Source organism: Streptomyces sp. NPDC014676 (genome assembly GCF_043084105.1).
Classification (GTDB): Bacteria; Actinomycetota; Actinomycetes; order Streptomycetales; family Streptomycetaceae; genus Streptomyces.
Genome location: NZ_JBIBZI010000001.1, coordinates 728,345 through 745,952, shown reverse-complemented (window position 1 = coordinate 745,952; position 17,608 = coordinate 728,345). Strand labels below are relative to the sequence as shown.

The window sequence follows — 17,608 nt, the reverse complement described above, 5'->3', positions numbered from 1 at the left end:
ACCCCACATGACCCGGGTCACATACGAAGCAGGGCCGTAGCCGGGCTCCCCGCGAATGCCGCCGCGAACACCCCCGCCCCTCGTCCCTCACTGCGACCGCGCTTAGTAAAAGGGACCTTTGCGGACAATCCCGGGATTTGTTTCTGTGGAGCGGTCGCCAGGCGCCGACGTCCCCCACGGGTCGCGGCGCCGACACATGCCCCCGCCGCACGGCATCCGTACGGCACCGGGCGTACGGCGACCTCCCTGTTACCGACCGAAAGGCCGCCTGTGTCCGCCGCTTCCCTCCTCCGCACCGTCACCGCCCCGAAGAAGGCCCTCGCCGGCGCCGCCCTCGCGGCTGCCGCCTGCGGCACCCTGATCGCCGCCGCGCCCGCCCAGGCCGCGACGACGAGCGCCTCCTCGGCCCAGGCGACCGCGAAGAAGATGATCGGCGACTCGGCCGAGTTCCAGTGCTTCTCGAAGATCGTCCAGCACGAGAGCAGCTGGAACCCCACCGCCACCAACGCCTCCAGCGGCGCCTACGGCCTGGTCCAGGCCCTTCCCGCCTCCAAGATGGCCTCGGCCGGCTCCGACTGGAGGACCAACCCCGCCACCCAGATCAAGTGGGGCCTGGACTACATGAAGGACCGCTACGGCAGCGCCTGCGGCGCCTGGTCCTTCTGGCAGACCAACCACTGGTACTGACAGCACCGCACCCCCATACCGAAGGCGGCGGCCCCACGATCCCCGGGGCCGCCGCCTTCGTCCTCCCGTATCGGTCCTCAGTGCTCGCAGAGGGAGAATTCCCGTTCGTAGAGCTGCTCGTTGTGTTCGTCGACGAAGAACTTGCGTTCCCGCATGAGTTCTTCGCGGTACTCCCTGGCCTGTTCGAGCGTCATGGTCGAGGTGTCGGACCACGGTTGCTGCGGTGGCACATCGGAGGTCGAGACGATCTTTTCCGACGGGTCGACCAGGAAGAACGCGAGAAGCTTGCGATGTCCCGGGCGGGTGGGGTCAGCGAGGCGGAACGAGCCGACGCGGTGCTGCAGGATGTTCGGGAACGCCAGACAGCGGCCCGCCGGCGTCGACGCCGATCCCAGCACCTGGTTCAGCGCGTCCTCGTTCTCCAGGCCGTAGACCTCACGCAGGCCGTTGTCGTCGTTCTGTTCGTAGTCCGGGTCGTCGAGCGCCGCCCGGAAACTCAGCCGGCTCTCGGTGATGTTCTCGCTGTCCCAGTAGTAGATGCCGGTCGAGACGATCCGCTCGTTCAGCATCCCCTCGACATGCCAGGAACCGCCTTGGTACTCGGGCTTGTCCGGGGTGAGGTGAATGGTGGCGAGCTTGACGATGACCTGGAGACGGCGACCGCGCAGGTCGACCCGGTCGGAGTCGTCGGGCGGCTCGGGCGGGGTGAAGACCGGGGCGTCCGGGACGACCGGGCGGCGGTTCTCCCACCAGTTCTCATGGGCCTCCTCCCATGCTTCGAGGGCCTGTTCGTAGGCCTCGTCGTCGCTGAAGGAGGACTTGTCCGGGTACTCCGGCTCCGATTCGTACCAACCGTAAGGGTCGGCCTCGATCCGCAGGGGCCTCGGACGGCGCAGATCGGTGAGCACGTTCTCCCACAGCGGGCGGAAGCGCGCGAACACCTCCGGCAGGACGGAGGCCAGTTCGCGATGGTGCTCGGGGTGGACGTTGTTGACGTACGACCGGAAGGCGACATCGCCGTCCTCACTGACGTCGACGTCCGTGGGCAGCCACTGGAACCTCTCCGAGAACTCGTGCTTCGAGTAACTGTTCGTCGGGTTGAGCCAAGCCCGCTCGGGCGCCCCGCTCACCTCTCTCACCAGGCAGAACAGTGAGGGATGGACCAGATCGAGCACCTGGCCGTCGGATCCGGGATGCCAGTCCCGCTCCGCTTCGGGGACCTGCTCCAGCACCCGGACCGCCTCGCGCAACCGGGATCTGAGCTTGTCGTCGACCAGCGTGTCCGACTGCCACACCCCGTCGACGGCGGACACCTCGGCGCCGGTCCGTCCGTCCCGCAGCGCGGCGTAGTGCCGGAGTTCGTCGAGCACATAGCGAACCTGCGCCTCGGTGAGGCCCTGGTCGAGCGCTTCCTGCGTCCACCTGGCGACGATGCCGGCGTCGTTCATCTTGTCGAACCACTCCGGCTTCGCCCGAATGTGCGAGCTGCACTGCATCATCTCAAGTTCCCGCAGCGTTCGGGGGGTCGCGAACGCTATGGAACGGGAAGCGTGGAAGGGCAGCGGGAAAGCGGACAGGCCGGTCAATTCTCTTGATCCTCACAGTCGGTGCACGGTGGCGGGAAGGATACTTCAGCCGACTGACACCGCAGCCGTGGCCGTATGAGGCCCGGTTCGCGCTCAACCGAGGACGAACGGAATCCTCTCGGCGAGGCCGCCGCCCAGCGCGATCCTCTCCTCGGCGGTCGCCGTGCGACGTCCCGTACCGAGCAGGAGCACGTCCGTGTCGGGGAGTTCGCCGGGGAACGCGGTGCCGGCGATCTTCTCCAGGGCCGCGCGGGCCGCCGCGAGGGTTTCCGTGGGGGGCTGGGGGGCCGAGGGCAGGTGGGCGATCAGGTCCAGGTGGTGCAGGGTCCATTCCAGGACGTATGCGGAGAGGTAGTCGGTGACGGTCAGGACCTTGTCCTGAGTGCTGACGCGGGCTGCCGGGTCGGCCAGTTCGGCGGCGCGGGCGGCTGCGGAACCTACGTCGTCCAGGTGGAACTTCAGCAGGGCCGGGTCGCCGTACGCGGCTGCCAGACGCGGGATCAGCGCGTCCAGCGGGTCGTCGCCGGTCGGGGGGTCGACCAGGTTCCAGTAGGTGGTCGCGTCCGCCGTCGGTTCGGTGTCGGCGGGTGTGACCAGCGTGATCAGGACGTCCTGTGCGTCGATGACCAAGTGGCAGACCAGGTCGCGTACGAGCCAGCCCTTACAGCCGGACGGGCGCTCGAAGTCCTCGCCCGGGAGGTCGGCGACTGCGGTGAGCAGGGCGGTCCAGGAGCGCGAGAAGGGGGTCATCGCGGCCGATCGGTGGTCGTCCAGGTCAGGAAGGCGGTGAAGGTGGCGGGGCGGAGGGTGAGGATCGGGCCCGTCGGGTTCTTGGAGTCCCGGACGGCGACGGTGGAGCTGGGAACTTCGGCGATCTCAACGCAGTTGCCGCCCTGGTCACTGCTGTAGCTGGACTTACGCCAGTTGATCTCCATAGCGTTCCTCCATCACGTGCCGGATCAGCTCCGCCGAGTCTCTGAGCGAGAGTGCGGCGGCCTGCAGATGATCGTAACGGAGCGAGCAGTCATCCACGGTGTCCGGATTCGCGGTCGGGTGCGCGCTGCCGTAGCCCTCGGTATAGACGATGGCCGGATCGTGCGCGAACCGGTAGATGTCGAACGAGCCTGTCATCCCGGCGTGCGCCCCGGACTTGAACGGCAGCACCTGAATGTTGATCGAGGGGTGGTGCTCGAACGACAACAGGTGACCCAGTTGCTCGCGCATGGTCTCCGGACCGTCGATCTCCAGGTACAGGGCCGCCTCGAAGAGGATGACCCAGTAGAGCGGAGGCTTGTCCCTCTCGAGGATTCGTTGACGATCCAGCCGTACGGCAGTTCGGTCATCGAGATCGGTCGCGTCCAGCGCACCGAGCACGGCGCTCGCATACGCCCTGGTCTGGAGCAGACCTGGCACCATGCCCATCTCGAAGCAGTACATGCCGGTGGCCCTGGCTTGCAGCTCGGCGACCTGCTGGAACCAGGCCGGGAGTTGGCTTCTCATCACCAGGGTGACCAGTCGGGACAGCAACCCTCCCGTCCCCAGCGCCGCATCGATCCGCTCGCTGAACTCCTGTGTCGGCAGCTTCCGCGCTGTCTCGATCTGGCCGATCAGCGAGCCCGTGTAGTTGACGATGTCGCCGAGTTGCCGCTGCGTGAGACCGGCGGCCTCTCGGTGGCGGCGGAGTTCGAAGCCGTAGTAGTCCAGCGGTGACGCGCCCGGGTCGAGGACGTTGATGTGGGTCACGGAGAGCCCCTCTCGCGCAACTCGGTCCACGACGGGACCGGTTGTATTCGTTCCATAGCCGAGCGTAGTCATCCGAGGTCACCCTTGTGGCGTGAACCAATACATTCCCCCCGCTCTCCCCACCCTCCTCGCCCCGCGCAGCGACCGGTACGCGATGCGGCTCACCGTCGGTGAGCACTCGGCGGGGCACGTCCGGCGCATCGTGCGGTCGTTCCTGCGCGAGTGGGAGATGGCCGGACTGTCCGACGCCGTGGAACTCGGCGTGACCGAGCTGCTCGCCAACGTCGTACGCCACGTCCCCGGCCGGCGCTGCGCCCTGCTGTTGCTGCGGCAGCCGGGCGGGGTGCGGGTGGAAGTGGCCGACGGAAGTGACGAGCTCCCGCGTGTTCCGGTCGGGTTGACGCTGGACGCGGAGAACGGACGAGGGCTCGTGCTGCTGGCTGCGGTGACCGACAAGTGGGGCGTCGATCCCGGACCCTGCGGCGGGAAGACCGTGTGGTTCGAGTGTGTCGCAGTGGACGCCCGTGAGTGAGGTGGCCGTCGGGCCACTTGAAACCAACGATCACTGCAACCCCGTACGCCCGGCAGTGAACGCCCCCGAGCGGAACCACCCTCTCCGCCCCGGCACCGTCGTCCGGACCGCCGTCGCCGGCCTGGTACCCGATCAGCTCGGCGTACGGTCCTTCACCGACACCGACGGCTCCCTGCCGAGCTCGGCGGCGGCCACCGTCGTACGGGCGCGCGGGCCCTGGAGCAGGTACGTCAGTCCGAAGCCGGCGCCGACGACGAGCGCGCCGCCCACCGCGTCCAGGATCCAGTGGTTGCCGGTGGTGACGATCGCGGCGGCCGTGAACAGGGGGTGGAGGAGGCCGAGGGCCTTCATCCACGTCCTCGGCGCGATGACCGCGATCACCAGTCCGCACCACAGGGACCAGCCGAAGTGCAGCGACGGCATCGCCGCGTACTGGTTGGTGAGGTGGGTGAGGGTGCCGTAGTCGGGCCGGGTGAAGTCCTGGACGCCGTGGACCGTGTCGATGATGCCGAGGCCGGGCATCAGGCGGGGCGGGGCGAGCGGGTAGAGCCAGAAGCCGGCCAGGGCGAGGAGGGTGGTGAAGCCCAGGCTCGCGCGGGCCCAGCGGTAGTCGACGGGGCGGCGCCCGTACAGCAGGCCGAGGACGGCCAGCGGGACGACGAAGTGGAACGACGTGTAGTAGAAGTCGAAGGACTCCCGCAGCCAGCCGATCCTCACCACGGCGTGGTTGACGGCATGCTCGACGTCCATGTGGAGCAGGCGTTCGAGGCCGAGGATCTGCTGCCCGTGCGCCTCGGCGCGGGCGCGGCCGGCCGAGTTGCTGCCGCCGGTCGCGGCGAGGCGGACCTGGGCGTACGCGGCGTAGGTGACGCGGATCAGCAGGAGCTCGAGCAGGAGGTTCGGGCGGATGAGCACCCGGCGCAGGAACGGCAGCAGCGGGACGCACGCGAAGCGGGCCGGGACGGGCGGGGCGTACGGGGTGGGGACCGGGGTGCGGAAGTACGGCGAGCCGCGGGAGAGGAAGGGGGCCGCGGTGGCGGCGGTCAGGGCCGCCAGGAGGACGGTGTTGTCGCGCAGCGGGTGCAGGAGCGCCATGTTCGGCAGCATCGTTCTCGCCGGCAGCGTCATCACCAGGACGACGGCGACGGGCCACACCAGCCGGTCACGGGCGCGTACGCCGATCCGGCCGGCCACGGTGAGCAGCACCCAAAGGAGCTGGTGCTGCCATGCGGTGGGGGAGACGGTGATGGCGGCGCAGCCGGTGACGGCGACCGCGAGCAGGAGCTGGCCGTCGTGGGCGTAGCGCACCGCGCGGCGCAGGGCGAGGGTCACGACCGCGGCGCCGAGCAGCAGGAAGAGGCCGGTCTCCAGCGGGCCCCGGAGACCGAGGCGGAGCAGGGCGCCGTGCAGGGACTGGCTGGCGAGGTCGTCGGCGGGGCCGCCGAGGCCGGTGCCCGCCAGGTGGTGCACCCAGTAGGTGTGGGAGTCGTGCGGCAGCGCGGCCCAGGCGAGCGCGGTGGCCGCGGCGAAGGTGACGCCGGTGGCGGCGGCGGCCCGGCGGCGGCCGGTGAGCCACAGCAGCGGGGTGAAGAGGAGGAGGGCGGGCTGGAGGGCGGCGGCGACGCCGGTCAGTGCGCCGCTGACGCGTTGTCCCCGCGCGACGAAGCAGCCCAGCAGGACGAGCAGGACCGGGATGACGCTGGTCTGGCCGAGCCAGAGGGTGTTGCGCACCGGCAGGGACAGCATGAGCAGGCTGATGGCGACGGGCCCGGCGAGGATCGCGGTGCGGCGGCCGGCCGGCTGGGGCAGCGCGCGGGCGGTGATCAGTCCGAGGGCGACGACCGGGAGCAGGGTGCCGAAGGTCCAGCCCCAGCCGAGGGCCTGTTCGGCGGTGCGGGTGAGGGGTTTGAGGACGAGCCCGCCGAAGGGGGTGCCGGTGAACCGGGTGGAGTCGTAGAGGGAGCCGCTGACGTGCAGGACGCCCTCGGGGCCCACCCAGGTCTCCAGGGCGGTCAGCCGTTCCCCGCTCGGTGTGGTGAGGACGACGGCGACCTGGCGTGCGGCGAGGACGGCGGCCAGCAGCCACAGGGCCAGGCGCGCGGCGCGCAGCCGTGTCCGGGTGCTGTCGGCGGCTGTCGCCCCGAGAGCCTCCACCGGTCGCCCACCGCGCCCCGCGTTCGCCACGCCTCGTCGGCCTCCCGCCCCGTTTCGCTCCGCGCGTCCCGTGCGTAGGGATCCGCTCCGCGAACCCGGTGAGGCTCGCGCCACCCCTGGACGGGGGCGCGGAGAACCGCGGTCCCGCCTGACGGAATTGTCACTTTTGTCCGTATGACGATAGTCCGCGGGGGGCCGCTTTGCCTGGGATTGACGCGAGAAGGGTCACAGCGAGCCGCCGGGCGGCGCGCCTCCGCGCGGGGCTGCGCCCCTGCGCACACCCCATTTATGTGCAGTATGCAGCTATTCGCATACCCCCCGTAAAGGGGTCAAGTGCGCCTACCGTCGTTCCCTTCGGACCGCCCGACAGCGCCGCCGCGCGGACCCGCCCCTGTCCCCGTCGAAAGGTAGGCGAGCGACGTTTTGACGACTGCCACGGTCGCCACTCCCCCGTCCGCGCGGAAGGCCTCGCAGAAGGCCGGCGCCGCGCACACCTCCGCCCCCACCGTCACCGACCCCGCGCTCGTCCGGCGCGCCGTGAAGGCGGCGGCGCTCGGCAACGCGATGGAATGGTTCGACTTCGGTGTCTACAGCTACATCGCGGTCACGCTGGGCAAGGTCTTCTTCCCCTCGGGCAACCCCACCGCCCAGCTGCTGTCCACGTTCGGCGCCTTCGCCGCGGCCTTCCTGGTCCGCCCCCTCGGCGGCATGGTCTTCGGTCCGCTCGGCGACCGCGTGGGGCGGCAGAAGGTCCTCGCCCTCACCATGATCATGATGGCGGCGGGCACCTTCGCCATCGGCCTCATCCCGTCCTACGCCGCGATCGGCGTCGGCGCCCCCGTCCTGCTGCTGGCGGCCCGTCTGGTGCAGGGCTTCTCCACCGGCGGCGAGTACGCCGGCGCGTCCACCTTCATCGCCGAGTACGCCCCCGACAAGCGGCGCGGCTTCCTCGGCAGCTGGCTGGAGTTCGGCACCCTCGCCGGGTACATCGGCGGCGCGGGCCTGGTCACCCTGATGACGGCGCTGCTGTCGTCGGACGACCTGCTGTCCTGGGGCTGGCGGATCCCGTTCCTGATCGCGGGCCCGATGGGCATCGTCGGCCTGTACCTGCGGATGCGTCTGGAGGAGACCCCGGCGTTCGCGGCCGAGGTCGCCAAGGCCGAGAGCGAGCGCCCCAAGGTGCCGCTGCGCGAAATGGTGACCGGCCAGTGGCGCGCGCTGCTGCTGTGCGTGGGCCTGGTGCTGGTCTTCAACGTCACCGACTACATGCTGCTGTCGTACATGCCGAGCTATCTCACCAGTGAGCTGGGGTACGACGCCACGCACGGCCTGGTCGTCGTGCTCGGCGTGATGGTGTTGATGATGATCGTCCAGCCGTTCGCCGGCGCGCTGACCGACCGGGTCGGCCGCCGTCCGGTGATCGCGGCCGGCTGCGCCGGGTTCCTGGTGCTGTCCGTGCCGGCGCTGCTGCTGATCCGCGACGGCGGCCTGCTCGCGGTCGCCGCCGGCATGGGCGCGCTCGGCCTGCTGCTGGTGTGCTTCACCGCCGCCATGCCGTCCGCGCTGCCCGCGCTGTTCCCGACCCGGGTGCGCTACGGCTCGCTGTCGATCGGCTTCAACGTCTCGGTGTCCCTGTTCGGCGGCACCACCCCGCTGGTGGTCACGGCCCTGATCGGCGCGACCGGCGACATGATGATGCCCGCCTACTACATGATGGCGGCGGCCGTGATCGGCGGTTTCGCGGTGTGGCGCATGGCCGAGTCGGCGGGCCGCCCGCTGCCGGGGTCGGCGCCGTCACTGGAGGCCGGGGCGGCCGGAACACACCGGGAGAACGCCTGACGGGCGGCGAAGGCGCGGCGTATCTTCGTCAGCGGCACTAGTTAGACAGACTAACCAGCCGTACGGAAGGTACAGGTGCATGAGCGAGTCGCAGCTCTGGCAGAAGGTGGACGACTACTTCACCGACCGCCTCCTGCCCGACGCCCCCGGCGACGACGCCCTGGCGGCGGCCCTGCGCGACAGCGACGCCGCCGGGCTCCCGCCGATCGCCGTCTCGCCCCTGCAGGGCAAGCTCCTCCTGCTCCTCGCCCAGCTCCAGGGGGCCAGGAACATCCTGGAGATCGGCACGCTCGGCGGCTACAGCACCATCTGGCTGGGCCGCGCCCTCCCCGCCGACGGGCGGCTGATCTCCCTGGAGTACGACCCCGGCCACGCCGAGGTCGCCGTCCGCAACATCGCCCGCGCGGGACTCGACAAGCAGGTCGAGGTGCGGGTGGGCGCGGCGCTGGAGTCGCTGCCCCGGCTGGCCGACGAGAACCCGCCGCCGTTCGACGTGGTCTTCATCGACGCCGACAAGGTGAACAACCCGCACTACCTGGAGTGGGCGCTCAGGCTGACCAGCACGGGCAGCCTGATCGTCCTCGACAACGTGGTGCGCGGCGGCCGGGTGGCCGACCCGGACAACACCGACCCGGACGTGCTGGGCACCCGCGCCGCCCTCGACCTGATCGGCAGCCATCCCCGGCTGAGCGGTACGGCGGTCCAGACGGTCGGCGCCAAGGACTACGACGGCTTCGCGCTGGCCCGGGTGCTGGCCTGAGCCCGTACTCCCGGGCCGCGTGTCTCAGACCTCGTGGTAGAAGCCCACGTTGACGCTGCGCGGGGCGGTGCGGTCCTGGACGACGACCTCGCCGCTGCCGCCCCGGGGCAGCGCCACACTGCCGCCGTAGGCGACGGGGTGGGCGTACTCGCCGATGGTCAGCCGCACCTCGGAGGACGGCTCGGGCAGGGAGCCGCGCAGCCAGGTCAGCCGCCAGGTCCCGTCCGGCGCGCACTGGAACTCCAGGTGGACCCGCGAGACGAACAGCCAGTCGTCCGGCGTGGAGAGCCGGCACAGGGACTTGTCCCGGCCCACCCGCAGCACGGTGCCCGGCTCGCTGGGCGCGTCGGCCATGAGCATGCCGGCCGTGGCGCCCGCTTCCGCCGCGGACACCGCGGCCATGGTGAGTTCGAGCACGTGGGCTCCTCCTGAGACGTCCTGGCGGACCGGAGAGGCCCGGCCCCGCTGCCGCCGAATGATAAAACGCCCGGCTGCACGGCGTCCGGCACAATGGCCTCATGACCGAGCGAAAGCCACCCGGCGTCGACTTCGAGTCCTGGGTCGACAAGCAGATCCGTGATGCCGAGGCCCGCGGCGAGTTCGAACGGCTGGCGGGGGCGGGCAAGCCGCTCCCCCGCGAGGTCGAGACCACCTACGACGAACTGTGGTGGGTCAAGCGGAAGATGGCCCGCGAGGGCTTCTCGGTGCTGCCGCCGACGCTGGCCCTGCGCAAGGAGGCCGAGGACGCGCTGGAGGCGGCCCTCGCGGCGCCCTCGGAGCGGATCGTGCGGAAGATCCTCACGGAGATCAACGCGAAGATCAGCGACATGATGTTCAAGCCGCCGCCCGGCCCCCCGCTGGGCAAGAAGCCGTACGACGTCGAGGACGTCGTACGGCAGTGGCGGGAGCGCCGGGCGGCGGCGGGCGGGCCGGACGGCTCAGGCGTGTAGCAGCCGTTCCGCCAGCTCGCGGTAGTCCCGCAGGGCGAGCCGCAGTTGTTCGGTGTCGGTCGCGGCCGCGCTGCCGCTCGTCCCGTCGCCGTCGGTCTGCCAGGACCGCCGCAGGGTACGGCGCCGCTCGGTCACCGCGTCCGTGAAGCGCGCGGTGAGTTCCTCCAGCGCGCGATCGGCCTCCTGCACGGCGTCCCGCGGCGCGTCGACGAAGCCGGCCACGGCGTGCTGCAACCGCGCCGTGAGCTTGTCGGTGTCGTCCAGCCGGAGGAGACGGGTGACGGAGCCCCGGTCGGCGTCGTGGTGCGCACCGGTGCCGATGCCCGTGGGGGCCCGGTCGCCGTCGTGGTGCGTACCCGTACCGGCGCCCGTGGAGATCCGGTCGGTGTCATGGTGCGTACCCGTACCGGCGCCCGTGGAGATCCGGTCGCCGTCGTGGTGCGTACCGGTGTCAGCAGGGGTGGTGGGGTCGTGCTTCGGGTGTGCGGTGGGTGGCGGGTTCGCGCCGTCGGGGGCGGTGCGGCCGGCTTTCTCACCGGTGCCGAAGCCGGGGGCGCCCGGGTCCGGGGCGCCGCTCCGGACGTCGGGGGCTGAGGCGTCGCCCCGGACGCCGGGTGCGGTGCGGTGCCCCTCGACAGGCGGGGTGTCGCCGGGGCGGCGGGTCGCGTCGGTCATCGGTCAGCTCTCCTTCGCCTGGTGCCGGTGGAACAACGACGGTGTGCGGTGGCCGCGGCCGGCGGCCGGGGACGTGCGGTCGCCGTCCGCGCCGGCGCGCCGGTGTCCGGCCTCGTGCCGGGCCGGCCGCACCAGTTCCTCGAACAGCGCGCGGGCCTCGACGAGGGCCTCGCGCATCTCCTCGGTGCCCGCGCCGCCGTCGTGCGCGCGGGCCTGCGCCACCCGGTGCACGCGCCGGTAGCCCTCGACATGGTGGGCGTGGTGCACGGACAGCGCGGCGAGCTGTTCCTCGTAGTGCCCGTCGGCGGGGAAGCCGCGGGTGGCGGCGAGTTCGGCGATCAGCCGGTCCGCCTCGGTGACCGCGTCCCGCGGCGCGTCGACGAACCGCTCCTGGACGGCCGTCCAGCGCACCTCGTACCTCTCCCGCTCGGTGGGCTCCAACGGCCGTACGCGCAGGTCGCCGTGGCGCTCCACGCGCTCGGCGAGCTCCCGCTCGGCGGCCTTGGTGTCCCCGTCGTGCCGGGCGACGGCACGGTCGTACTCGGGGCCGAAGCGCCGCTTCAGGCCGGTGCCGTGCCGCGGGCCGCGGGCGCGCAGGGTCAGCACGGCCGCGACGGCGACTACGACCGCGACAATCACGATCAACGCAATGATCAGGCCAGTGGACATGAATGCCTTCCGGGTTCTCGGGCCCAACCGGCACTCCTGGCGAGCCGGTTCGCCTACCGGGTTGCCCGGAGGTTCGCGCACAAACAGTTCCCGGCCGTCACCGTCCGCGGCGGGATCATCCGCTTGCGTACCGGCCGGAGGGTTCCCCGAGAATGCGGGCATGGCCTGGACCGTCGCCCCTGAACCGTACGACTCCCCCGTCGCCGCCGCGCTGTGGCGGGCGTACTACACGGAGATCAGCGACCGCTGGTACCTGCTGCGCGAGGGGCGGCGCACCGATCCCGAGGAGCTGGAACGGGGGATCGCCGCCGTGTCGGGGGCCGACCTCGCGCCGCCGGGAGGCGGGCTGCTGGTGGCGCGCTACGCGGGTGAGCCGGCCGGCAACGCGGGCTTCCGGCTGCTGGGCGGCACGACCGCCGAGTTGACCCGGGTGTTCCTGTACGCGGGGATGCGGGGCAGGGGCGGGGCGGCGCTGCTGGTGCGGGCCGCCGAGGACGCGGCCCGTGCCTCGGGCGCCACCCGGATGGTCCTGGACACGCGCGGGGACCTCGTCGAGGCGCGGGCGCTGTACGCCCGGCTCGGGTACCCGGAGACCGAGCCGCACAACACCGACCCGTACGCCGAGCACTGGTTCGCCAAGGAGCTGGGCTGAGCGCGCGTCACCCGGTCCGGGTCACGGCGCGCTCGTCGTGCGGGCGTTCACCGCGCGAACCGCACAGCTCGTCGTTCAGTTCGTGCACCAGCCGCACCAGGTCGGTCGGGCGGTCCGGCCCCCACCAGTCGCCGAGCAGCTCGGCCAGCGACTCCTCGCGGGCCCGCGCCAGCCGCTCCGTCACCTCGCGCCCCTCGTCGGTGAGCACCATGTCGAGGCCCCGGCGCACGGCGAGGTGCCGTATCTCGGCCTGGCGGGCGGCCTCCAGGACGACGTTCAGCGGGACGGGGCTGCGTTCGGCGAGGCGGGCCGGTTCCACCGAGCCGTGCTTCCTGATGCGCAGGAGCATCCAGCTCGTCGCGGGCAGCAGGTCGTAGCCCGCGCGGTCGGTGATCTTCCGGTAGATCTCGCGGCGTCCCTCGCGGGTGCCGAGCACCGACAGCGCGCGGCACACCTCGTCGTACGAGGACCGCTCCACGGGGTTGCTGGCGAGCGTCTCGGTGACGTCGGGCGCGGTGACCGAGGCGCGCAGCCGGTCCTCCTTGAGGAGCCAGGCCAGCGCGAATCCGAGGAGGGCGATGGGCACGGCGTACAGGAAGACGTCGGTGATGGCGGTGGCGTACGCGTCGAGCGCCGGCGGGCGCAGGGCGGGCGGCAGGGCGGCGATGCCGCGCGGGTCGGCCTCCAGGGAGTCGGGGGAGACGCCGGGCGGGAGCCGCGCTCCCCGGAAGGCGTCGGTGAGCTCGCTGCCGAGGCGGCTCGCGAAGATCGTGCCGAAGATGGCGACGCCGAACGAGGCGCCGATGGAGCGGAAGAAGGTCGCGCCGGAGGTGGCGACGCCGAGGTCCTCGTAGGGGACGGCGTTCTGCACGATCAGCACCAGGACCTGCATCACCAGGCCGAGTCCGAGGCCGAAGACGAAGAAGTACGCGCTCATCTCGGCGGTGGAGCTGTCCGTGTCGAGCTGGTGGAGCAGCAGCAGTCCGAGGGTGGTGACGGCGGTGCCGGCGATCGGGAACACCTTCCAGCGGCCGGTGCGGCTGACGATCTGCCCGGAACCGGTGGAGGACAGCAGCATGCCGGCCACCATCGGCAGCATGTGCACGCCGGACATGGTCGGGGTGATGCCGTGGACCACCTGGAGGAAGGTCGGCAGGTAGGTCATCGCGCCGAACATGGCGAAGCCGATGATGAAGCTGATCACGGCGGAGAGCGTGAAGGTGCGCACCCGGAACAGTTTCAGCGGCAGCACCGGCTCGGCGGCCCGCCGCTCCACGGCCACGAAGGCCACGGCGAGCAGCGCGCCGAGCGTCGCGAGCCCGATGATCTGCGGCGAGGCCCACTCCCAGGTGGTGCCGCCGAGGGAGGCGACCAGCACCAGGCAGGTGGCGACGGAGGCGATGAGGAAGGTACCGAGGTAGTCGATGACGTGCTTGGTCCGCCGGCGCGGGATGTGCAGCACCGCCGCGATCACGGCGAGGGCGACGATCCCGACGGGCAGGTTGACGTAGAACACCCAGCGCCAGCTCAGGTGCTGGGTGAACAGTCCGCCGAGCAGGGGTCCGAGGACGCTCGTCGTGCCGAACACCGCCCCGAACAGACCCTGGTAGCGGCCGCGTTCGCGCGGTGGGACGAGGTCGCCGACGATCGCCATCGACAGCACGATCAGCCCGCCGCCGCCCAGGCCCTGGAGCGCGCGGAACGCGATCAGCTGGGGCATGTCCTGCGCCGCGCCGCACAGCGCGGAGCCCACCAGAAAGATCACGATGGCGGTCTGGAAGAGCTTCTTGCGCCCGTACTGGTCGCCGAGCTTGCCCCACAGCGGGGTCGCGGCGGTGGAGGCCAGCAGGTACGCGGTGACCACCCAGGACAGGTGCTCCAGGCCGCCCAGTTCGCTGACGATGGTGGGCAGCGCGGTGGCGACGATGGTCTGGTCGAGGGCGGCGAGCAGCAGGCCGAGCAGCAGGGCGCCGATCGAGACCACGACGTTCCCGGACACGTGCTCCCGGCCGCCGGTGCCACGACCGCCGGTGTCACGGCCCGGTGGTCCGGCGCCGGGTGCGGGTCCCGCGGTGCTCCCCTTCGGCGTCGTACGGCGCGCGTCCCCGGCCATGAAGACCTCCACAGAGAACTGGTTCCACCGTCCATCGTGATCGGTGTGTCTCGTTATGGCCTGTTGAGTCCTCCCGGAAGTCCGGATTCCGGGGGCGCGCGGACGGGGCTGTGAAGAAGATCTGCATAATCTCTGGAGTTCGCGAGGGGAGGGACGAACACGTGGAACAGCCGAACGGAAACCCGTGCCCGGAGTGCGGTGCGCCCAGGAACAGCGACAACACGCCGTCGTGCGCCTGCACCATCCGTGCGTCCGACGCCCTGCGCGACGCCCGTACGGCGGAGGCGGCCGCCGCGGAGGACTTCGATCCGCTGCGCATACGGCCGTACGTCGAGCTGGACGGCGGGGCCGGGCGGAGTACGCCGGACGGGCCGGCGGAGGCCGCCGGCGCGGCGGGGACGCCCGCTCCGTCCGCGGAGGGGCCCGGCGCACCGGGGGCGGCCGACGAGACCATGACCCTGCGCGCCGTCCCGCCGGAGGCGGCGCCCGGCGCGGCGGACTCGACGTCCGTCCTTCCGACGCCGCTGGCGCCCGGGACGGCCCGGCCGAACGCCACCGATCTGCATCTGTTCGACACCACGCGGCCCCTTACGGCCGTCCCCGCCGCGCCCGGCCCGACGCACGCCGACGGGGAACCGCCGCGCCGGCGCCGGCGCGGGACGCTGTTCGCGGTCGCCGGGGCCGTGGTCGCCGTGGTGGGGGCGGCGGGATGGGCGAGCGGAGTGTTCTCCTACGAGACGCCGTCCCGGGACGGCGCGGCGCCGGAGGAGGTCAGGGCGAGCATCCCGGACCCGTCGTCGTCCGCCTCGCCCTCCGCGGAGCCGTCGGCCGGTGCGTCCTCCGCCGCGCCGTCGTCGTCCGCCTCCCCGTCGGCCTCCCCCTCGGCGAGCGCGAGCACGTCGGCCTCGCCGTCGCCGTCGGCGCCCACCACGTCGGCGAGCCCGTCGAAGTCCGCCGAACCGTCCTCGACCCCGACGACCACGGCGCCGACCGACTCCGCCGAGGACACGGAGGAGGACGAGGGCGGTGACACCGGCCCGGTGCTGCGCCGCGGCGACCGCGGCCCGGAGGTCGCCGAACTCCAGCTCCGCCTGAGGGAGAAGTGGCTCTACAACGACGAGATCAACGGCCAGTTCAACCACCGTGTGGAGGAAGCCCTGCGCAACTACCAGTGGTCTCAGGGACTCCAGGCCGAACTGGGTGTGTACGGTCCGCAGACGCGGGCCCGCCTGGAGGCGGAAACCCAGGGACCGTAACGCCCCCGGGGCCGCGACCGGCCCGGCGCCGAGCGGGAGGACACCCGGCCCGCCGCTCCGCGAAGCCCCGGAAGCCGCCGCGGACAGGGCCCGCGCGGGGCCGCAACCGGACCGCACGGCATCCAAGGCAGCCGGGAGAGCATCCGGCCCGCCGCCCCACGAGGCCTCGAAAGCCACTCACGGATGCTGTGGGCGAATCCCGCCACCGAACACCGATGGGAGCGATTCTCCGGGCAACGCATCACATATGCGCCGTTTTGCCTGGAGAATCGCTCCCGTCATCGTCCGCGCGGCATGCACCGGCAGCCGCCGGGCGGGCCGGAAGCCCGAGCCGTAAGGGCGTGGCCCCCCGGGGGGGCTACTCCGTGATGTGCAACCGGATCGTGCCGTCGGCCGCCGCCTCCACCCGCACCTGGGTCAGGTCGCGTACGAGCGCGTCCGGGGCGTGCAGGCCGGCCCGGGGGCCGATGCCCACGACCCGCATCCCGGCCGCGCGGCCCGCGGCGATACCCGCGCCGGAGTCCTCGAAGACCACGCAGTCGGCCGGGTCGACGCCCAGTTCCGCCGCGCCCTTCAGGAAGCCCTCGGGGTCGGGCTTGCTCGCGCCGACGGACTCCGCCGTCACCCGTACGCCGGGCTGCTCAAGGCCGGCGGCGGCCATCCGCGCCGTCGACAGGGCGACGTCGGCGGAGGTCACGAGCGCGTGCGGCAGCCCCTTCAGGGAGGCGAGGAACGCGCGGGCGCCCGGTACCTCGACGACGCCCTCGGTGTCCGCCGTCTCCTCGGCGAGCATGCGGGCGTTGTCGGCGTGGTTCTGCTCCATCGGGCGGCCGGGCAGCAGCAGGGCCATCGAGGCGTACCCCTGGCGCCCGTGCACGACCTTCATGACCTCGTCGCCGTCGAGCCCGTTCCGGTCGGCCCAGCGCCGCCAGACGCGTTCGACGGAGGCGTCGGAGTTGACGAGGGTGCCGTCCATGTCCAGCAGGAGGGCGCGGGCGGTGAGTACGGCGGTGGCCGTCATCGGCAGCTCCAAGGCGCGGAGGAGAGGGCGTCGGGCGGGGTGGCCCGGAGGAGGGACAGAGTGACCCCGCCCGCCGGTCAGGGAAAACGGGCGGGAGCCACTTTGTTCATCCACGGTACAAAACAAACCCGGCATCCCGCCACCGCCTTCGCCGACCGTTCACCGACACTTCGGCCCGCCGTCACCGCGCAGGGCCCGCGCGGCGGGGCGTCAGGCGATCGCCTCCCACAGGCTCCACACGCCCAGACCCAGCATCAGCAGCGCCGCGATCTGCGTGATCAGCTTGAGCGGAACCCTCTTCATCAGCGCCTTCCCGCCGACGATGCCGAGCCCGGCCACCGACCACAGCGCGAGCACCGCGCCCAGGCCGACGGAGAGCGGGTCGTCGTAGCGGGCGGCGAGGTTGGCCGTCATGATCTGCGTCAGATCACCGAACTCGGCGACCAGGATCAGCATGAACCCGGCCCCGGAGACCTTCCAGAAGGACTGGTTCTCCGGCTTGCGGACCTCCTCCTCGTCCTCGTCCTTCTTCATCAGCAGCACCGCCGCGCCGCCCAGGAAGAGCACACCCGTGATCGCGTGCACGATCTGCTGCGGCAGCAGTGTGAGCACGCTGCCGGCCGCCACCGCGAGCGCGACGTGCAGCGCGAAGGCGGCGGCGACACCGGCGAAGACGTAGGAGGCGCGGTAGCGGGTGCCGAGGACGAGACCGGCGAGCGCGGTCTTGTCCGGCAGTTCGGCGAGGAAGACGACGCCGAAGACGACGGCCGTCACGGTCAGGCTGATCAACGGTTCCTCAATCGGTCGGGACTGCCCCGCCGAGAGTGCTGTGCGATTCCACGGGACACCTCGGCACGGCAGCACACGCGGCACCCGTGCCGTACGGCACGGGCGTGCACTGCTTGCCGAAGGTCTCGCTGGCCGGCCTCGCGTCACGAGGCCCGCCTCCGGGCGCCGGCTCAGGCGAGCTG

At 71.8% G+C, this 17,608-nt stretch carries 18 protein-coding genes; 7 read left to right on the top strand and 11 right to left on the bottom strand.

The genetic code is table 11. The annotated features are described in order from the left end of the window. Positions 1–270 precede the first annotated feature (270 nt). A complete protein-coding gene (locus ACF1DX_RS03430; protein WP_391789549.1) occupies positions 271–687 on the top strand; it encodes a transglycosylase SLT domain-containing protein in 417 nt (138 codons plus the stop codon). A gap of 77 nt (positions 688–764) precedes the next feature. Here the strand turns inward: ACF1DX_RS03430 and ACF1DX_RS03425 are convergent, their stop codons facing one another. The 4 genes from ACF1DX_RS03425 to ACF1DX_RS03410 all read right to left on the bottom strand — a co-directional run bounded on the left by ACF1DX_RS03425 (position 765) and on the right by ACF1DX_RS03410 (position 4,016). Beyond that, complete coding sequence (locus ACF1DX_RS03425) at positions 765–2,273, bottom strand: DUF4246 domain-containing protein (RefSeq protein WP_391789548.1); 1,509 nt, start codon at positions 2,271–2,273, stop codon at positions 765–767. A 93-nt stretch (positions 2,274–2,366) separates the two neighbouring features. Beyond that, complete coding sequence (locus ACF1DX_RS03420; protein ID WP_391789547.1) at positions 2,367–3,023, bottom strand: maleylpyruvate isomerase N-terminal domain-containing protein; 657 nt, start codon at positions 3,021–3,023, stop codon at positions 2,367–2,369. Continuing rightward, positions 3,020–3,208 carry a DUF397 domain-containing protein gene (locus ACF1DX_RS03415; protein WP_391789546.1) on the bottom strand — a complete coding sequence of 63 codons (189 nt, stop codon included), beginning with the start codon at positions 3,206–3,208 and terminating at the stop codon, positions 3,020–3,022. Before ACF1DX_RS03415 ends, ACF1DX_RS03420 begins: the two co-directional genes overlap by 4 nt. Further along, positions 3,189–4,016, bottom strand: a complete 828-nt coding sequence (locus ACF1DX_RS03410) for a helix-turn-helix domain-containing protein (protein WP_391789545.1) — start codon at positions 4,014–4,016, stop codon at positions 3,189–3,191. Before ACF1DX_RS03410 ends, ACF1DX_RS03415 begins: the two co-directional genes overlap by 20 nt. 91 nt (positions 4,017–4,107) lie before the next feature. On the opposite strand from ACF1DX_RS03410, the gene ACF1DX_RS03405 reads away from it, so the two are divergent. After that, positions 4,108–4,548: an ATP-binding protein gene (locus ACF1DX_RS03405; RefSeq protein WP_391789544.1), complete on the top strand. Its 441-nt coding sequence runs from the start codon at positions 4,108–4,110 to the stop codon at positions 4,546–4,548. Positions 4,549–4,680: 132 nt separating this feature from the next. Here the strand turns inward: ACF1DX_RS03405 and ACF1DX_RS03400 are convergent, their stop codons facing one another. Then, the gene (locus ACF1DX_RS03400) at positions 4,681–6,732 is read right to left on the bottom strand and encodes a phosphatase PAP2 family protein (protein ID WP_391789543.1); all 2,052 of its coding nucleotides are present in this window, start codon (positions 6,730–6,732) and stop codon (positions 4,681–4,683) included. A 393-nt stretch (positions 6,733–7,125) separates the two neighbouring features. Here ACF1DX_RS03400 and proP point away from each other — a divergent pair, with 393 nt between their 5' ends. Together proP and ACF1DX_RS03390 are read left to right on the top strand one after the other, a co-directional pair. Further along, complete coding sequence (gene proP / locus ACF1DX_RS03395; RefSeq protein WP_391789542.1) at positions 7,126–8,541, top strand: glycine betaine/L-proline transporter ProP; 1,416 nt, start codon at positions 7,126–7,128, stop codon at positions 8,539–8,541. Between the two features lie 79 nt (positions 8,542–8,620). Next, the gene (locus tag ACF1DX_RS03390) at positions 8,621–9,301 is read left to right on the top strand and encodes an O-methyltransferase (RefSeq protein WP_030859463.1); all 681 of its coding nucleotides are present in this window, start codon (positions 8,621–8,623) and stop codon (positions 9,299–9,301) included. A 24-nt stretch (positions 9,302–9,325) separates the two neighbouring features. Here ACF1DX_RS03390 and ACF1DX_RS03385 read toward each other — a convergent pair whose 3' ends face one another. After that, entirely contained in the window at positions 9,326–9,718 is a 393-nt protein-coding gene (locus ACF1DX_RS03385) for a hypothetical protein (protein ID WP_391789541.1), read from the bottom strand. A gap of 101 nt (positions 9,719–9,819) precedes the next feature. On the opposite strand from ACF1DX_RS03385, the gene ACF1DX_RS03380 reads away from it, so the two are divergent. Next, the gene (locus tag ACF1DX_RS03380) at positions 9,820–10,251 is read left to right on the top strand and encodes a DUF1992 domain-containing protein (RefSeq protein ID WP_391789540.1); all 432 of its coding nucleotides are present in this window, start codon (positions 9,820–9,822) and stop codon (positions 10,249–10,251) included. On the opposite strand, the gene ACF1DX_RS03375 is transcribed toward ACF1DX_RS03380, so the two are convergent. Together ACF1DX_RS03375 and ACF1DX_RS03370 are read right to left on the bottom strand one after the other, a co-directional pair. After that, positions 10,240–10,926, bottom strand: coding sequence for a hypothetical protein (locus tag ACF1DX_RS03375; RefSeq protein WP_391789539.1), 687 nt, complete (start codon positions 10,924–10,926; stop codon positions 10,240–10,242). The two genes, ACF1DX_RS03380 and ACF1DX_RS03375, sit on opposite strands and share 12 nt — an antisense overlap. 3 nt (positions 10,927–10,929) lie before the next feature. Beyond that, a complete protein-coding gene (locus tag ACF1DX_RS03370) occupies positions 10,930–11,595 on the bottom strand; it encodes a hypothetical protein (protein ID WP_391789538.1) in 666 nt (221 codons plus the stop codon). A gap of 160 nt (positions 11,596–11,755) precedes the next feature. Between ACF1DX_RS03370 and ACF1DX_RS03365 the strand changes: the two genes are divergently transcribed. Beyond that, complete coding sequence (locus tag ACF1DX_RS03365) at positions 11,756–12,247, top strand: GNAT family N-acetyltransferase (RefSeq protein ID WP_391789537.1); 492 nt, start codon at positions 11,756–11,758, stop codon at positions 12,245–12,247. A gap of 7 nt (positions 12,248–12,254) precedes the next feature. On the opposite strand, the gene ACF1DX_RS03360 is transcribed toward ACF1DX_RS03365, so the two are convergent. Then, positions 12,255–14,360: a DHA2 family efflux MFS transporter permease subunit gene (locus ACF1DX_RS03360; RefSeq protein ID WP_391789536.1), complete on the bottom strand. Its 2,106-nt coding sequence runs from the start codon at positions 14,358–14,360 to the stop codon at positions 12,255–12,257. A 161-nt stretch (positions 14,361–14,521) separates the two neighbouring features. Between ACF1DX_RS03360 and ACF1DX_RS03355 the strand changes: the two genes are divergently transcribed. Continuing rightward, entirely contained in the window at positions 14,522–15,616 is a 1,095-nt protein-coding gene (locus ACF1DX_RS03355; RefSeq protein WP_391789535.1) for a peptidoglycan-binding protein, read from the top strand. A gap of 358 nt (positions 15,617–15,974) precedes the next feature. On the opposite strand, the gene ACF1DX_RS03350 is transcribed toward ACF1DX_RS03355, so the two are convergent. After that, positions 15,975–16,637: an HAD-IA family hydrolase gene (locus ACF1DX_RS03350; RefSeq protein WP_383348071.1), complete on the bottom strand. Its 663-nt coding sequence runs from the start codon at positions 16,635–16,637 to the stop codon at positions 15,975–15,977. Positions 16,638–16,847: 210 nt separating this feature from the next. Next, on the bottom strand, positions 16,848–17,426 hold the full coding sequence (locus ACF1DX_RS03345; RefSeq protein WP_030859477.1) for a TMEM165/GDT1 family protein: 579 nt from the start codon (positions 17,424–17,426) through the stop codon (positions 16,848–16,850). Between the last annotated feature and the right edge of the window lie 182 nt (positions 17,427–17,608).

Bases quoted from the DNA above. Each gene is read 5' to 3' on its own strand.
- ACF1DX_RS03375 (WP_391789539.1), bottom strand. From the start codon at position 10,926: ATGACCGACGCGACCCGCCGCCCCGGCGACACCCCGCCTGTCGAGGGG.
- ACF1DX_RS03365 (WP_391789537.1), top strand. From the start codon at position 11,756: ATGGCCTGGACCGTCGCCCCTGAACCGTACGACTCCCCCGTCGCCGCC.
- ACF1DX_RS03380 (WP_391789540.1), top strand. From the start codon at position 9,820: ATGACCGAGCGAAAGCCACCCGGCGTCGACTTCGAGTCCTGGGTCGAC.
- ACF1DX_RS03350 (WP_383348071.1), bottom strand. From the start codon at position 16,637: ATGACGGCCACCGCCGTACTCACCGCCCGCGCCCTCCTGCTGGACATG.
- ACF1DX_RS03420 (WP_391789547.1), bottom strand. From the start codon at position 3,023: ATGACCCCCTTCTCGCGCTCCTGGACCGCCCTGCTCACCGCAGTCGCC.
- ACF1DX_RS03415 (WP_391789546.1), bottom strand. From the start codon at position 3,208: ATGGAGATCAACTGGCGTAAGTCCAGCTACAGCAGTGACCAGGGCGGC.
- ACF1DX_RS03390 (WP_030859463.1), top strand. From the start codon at position 8,621: ATGAGCGAGTCGCAGCTCTGGCAGAAGGTGGACGACTACTTCACCGAC.
- ACF1DX_RS03360 (WP_391789536.1), bottom strand. From the start codon at position 14,360: ATGGCCGGGGACGCGCGCCGTACGACGCCGAAGGGGAGCACCGCGGGA.
- ACF1DX_RS03370 (WP_391789538.1), bottom strand. From the start codon at position 11,595: ATGTCCACTGGCCTGATCATTGCGTTGATCGTGATTGTCGCGGTCGTA.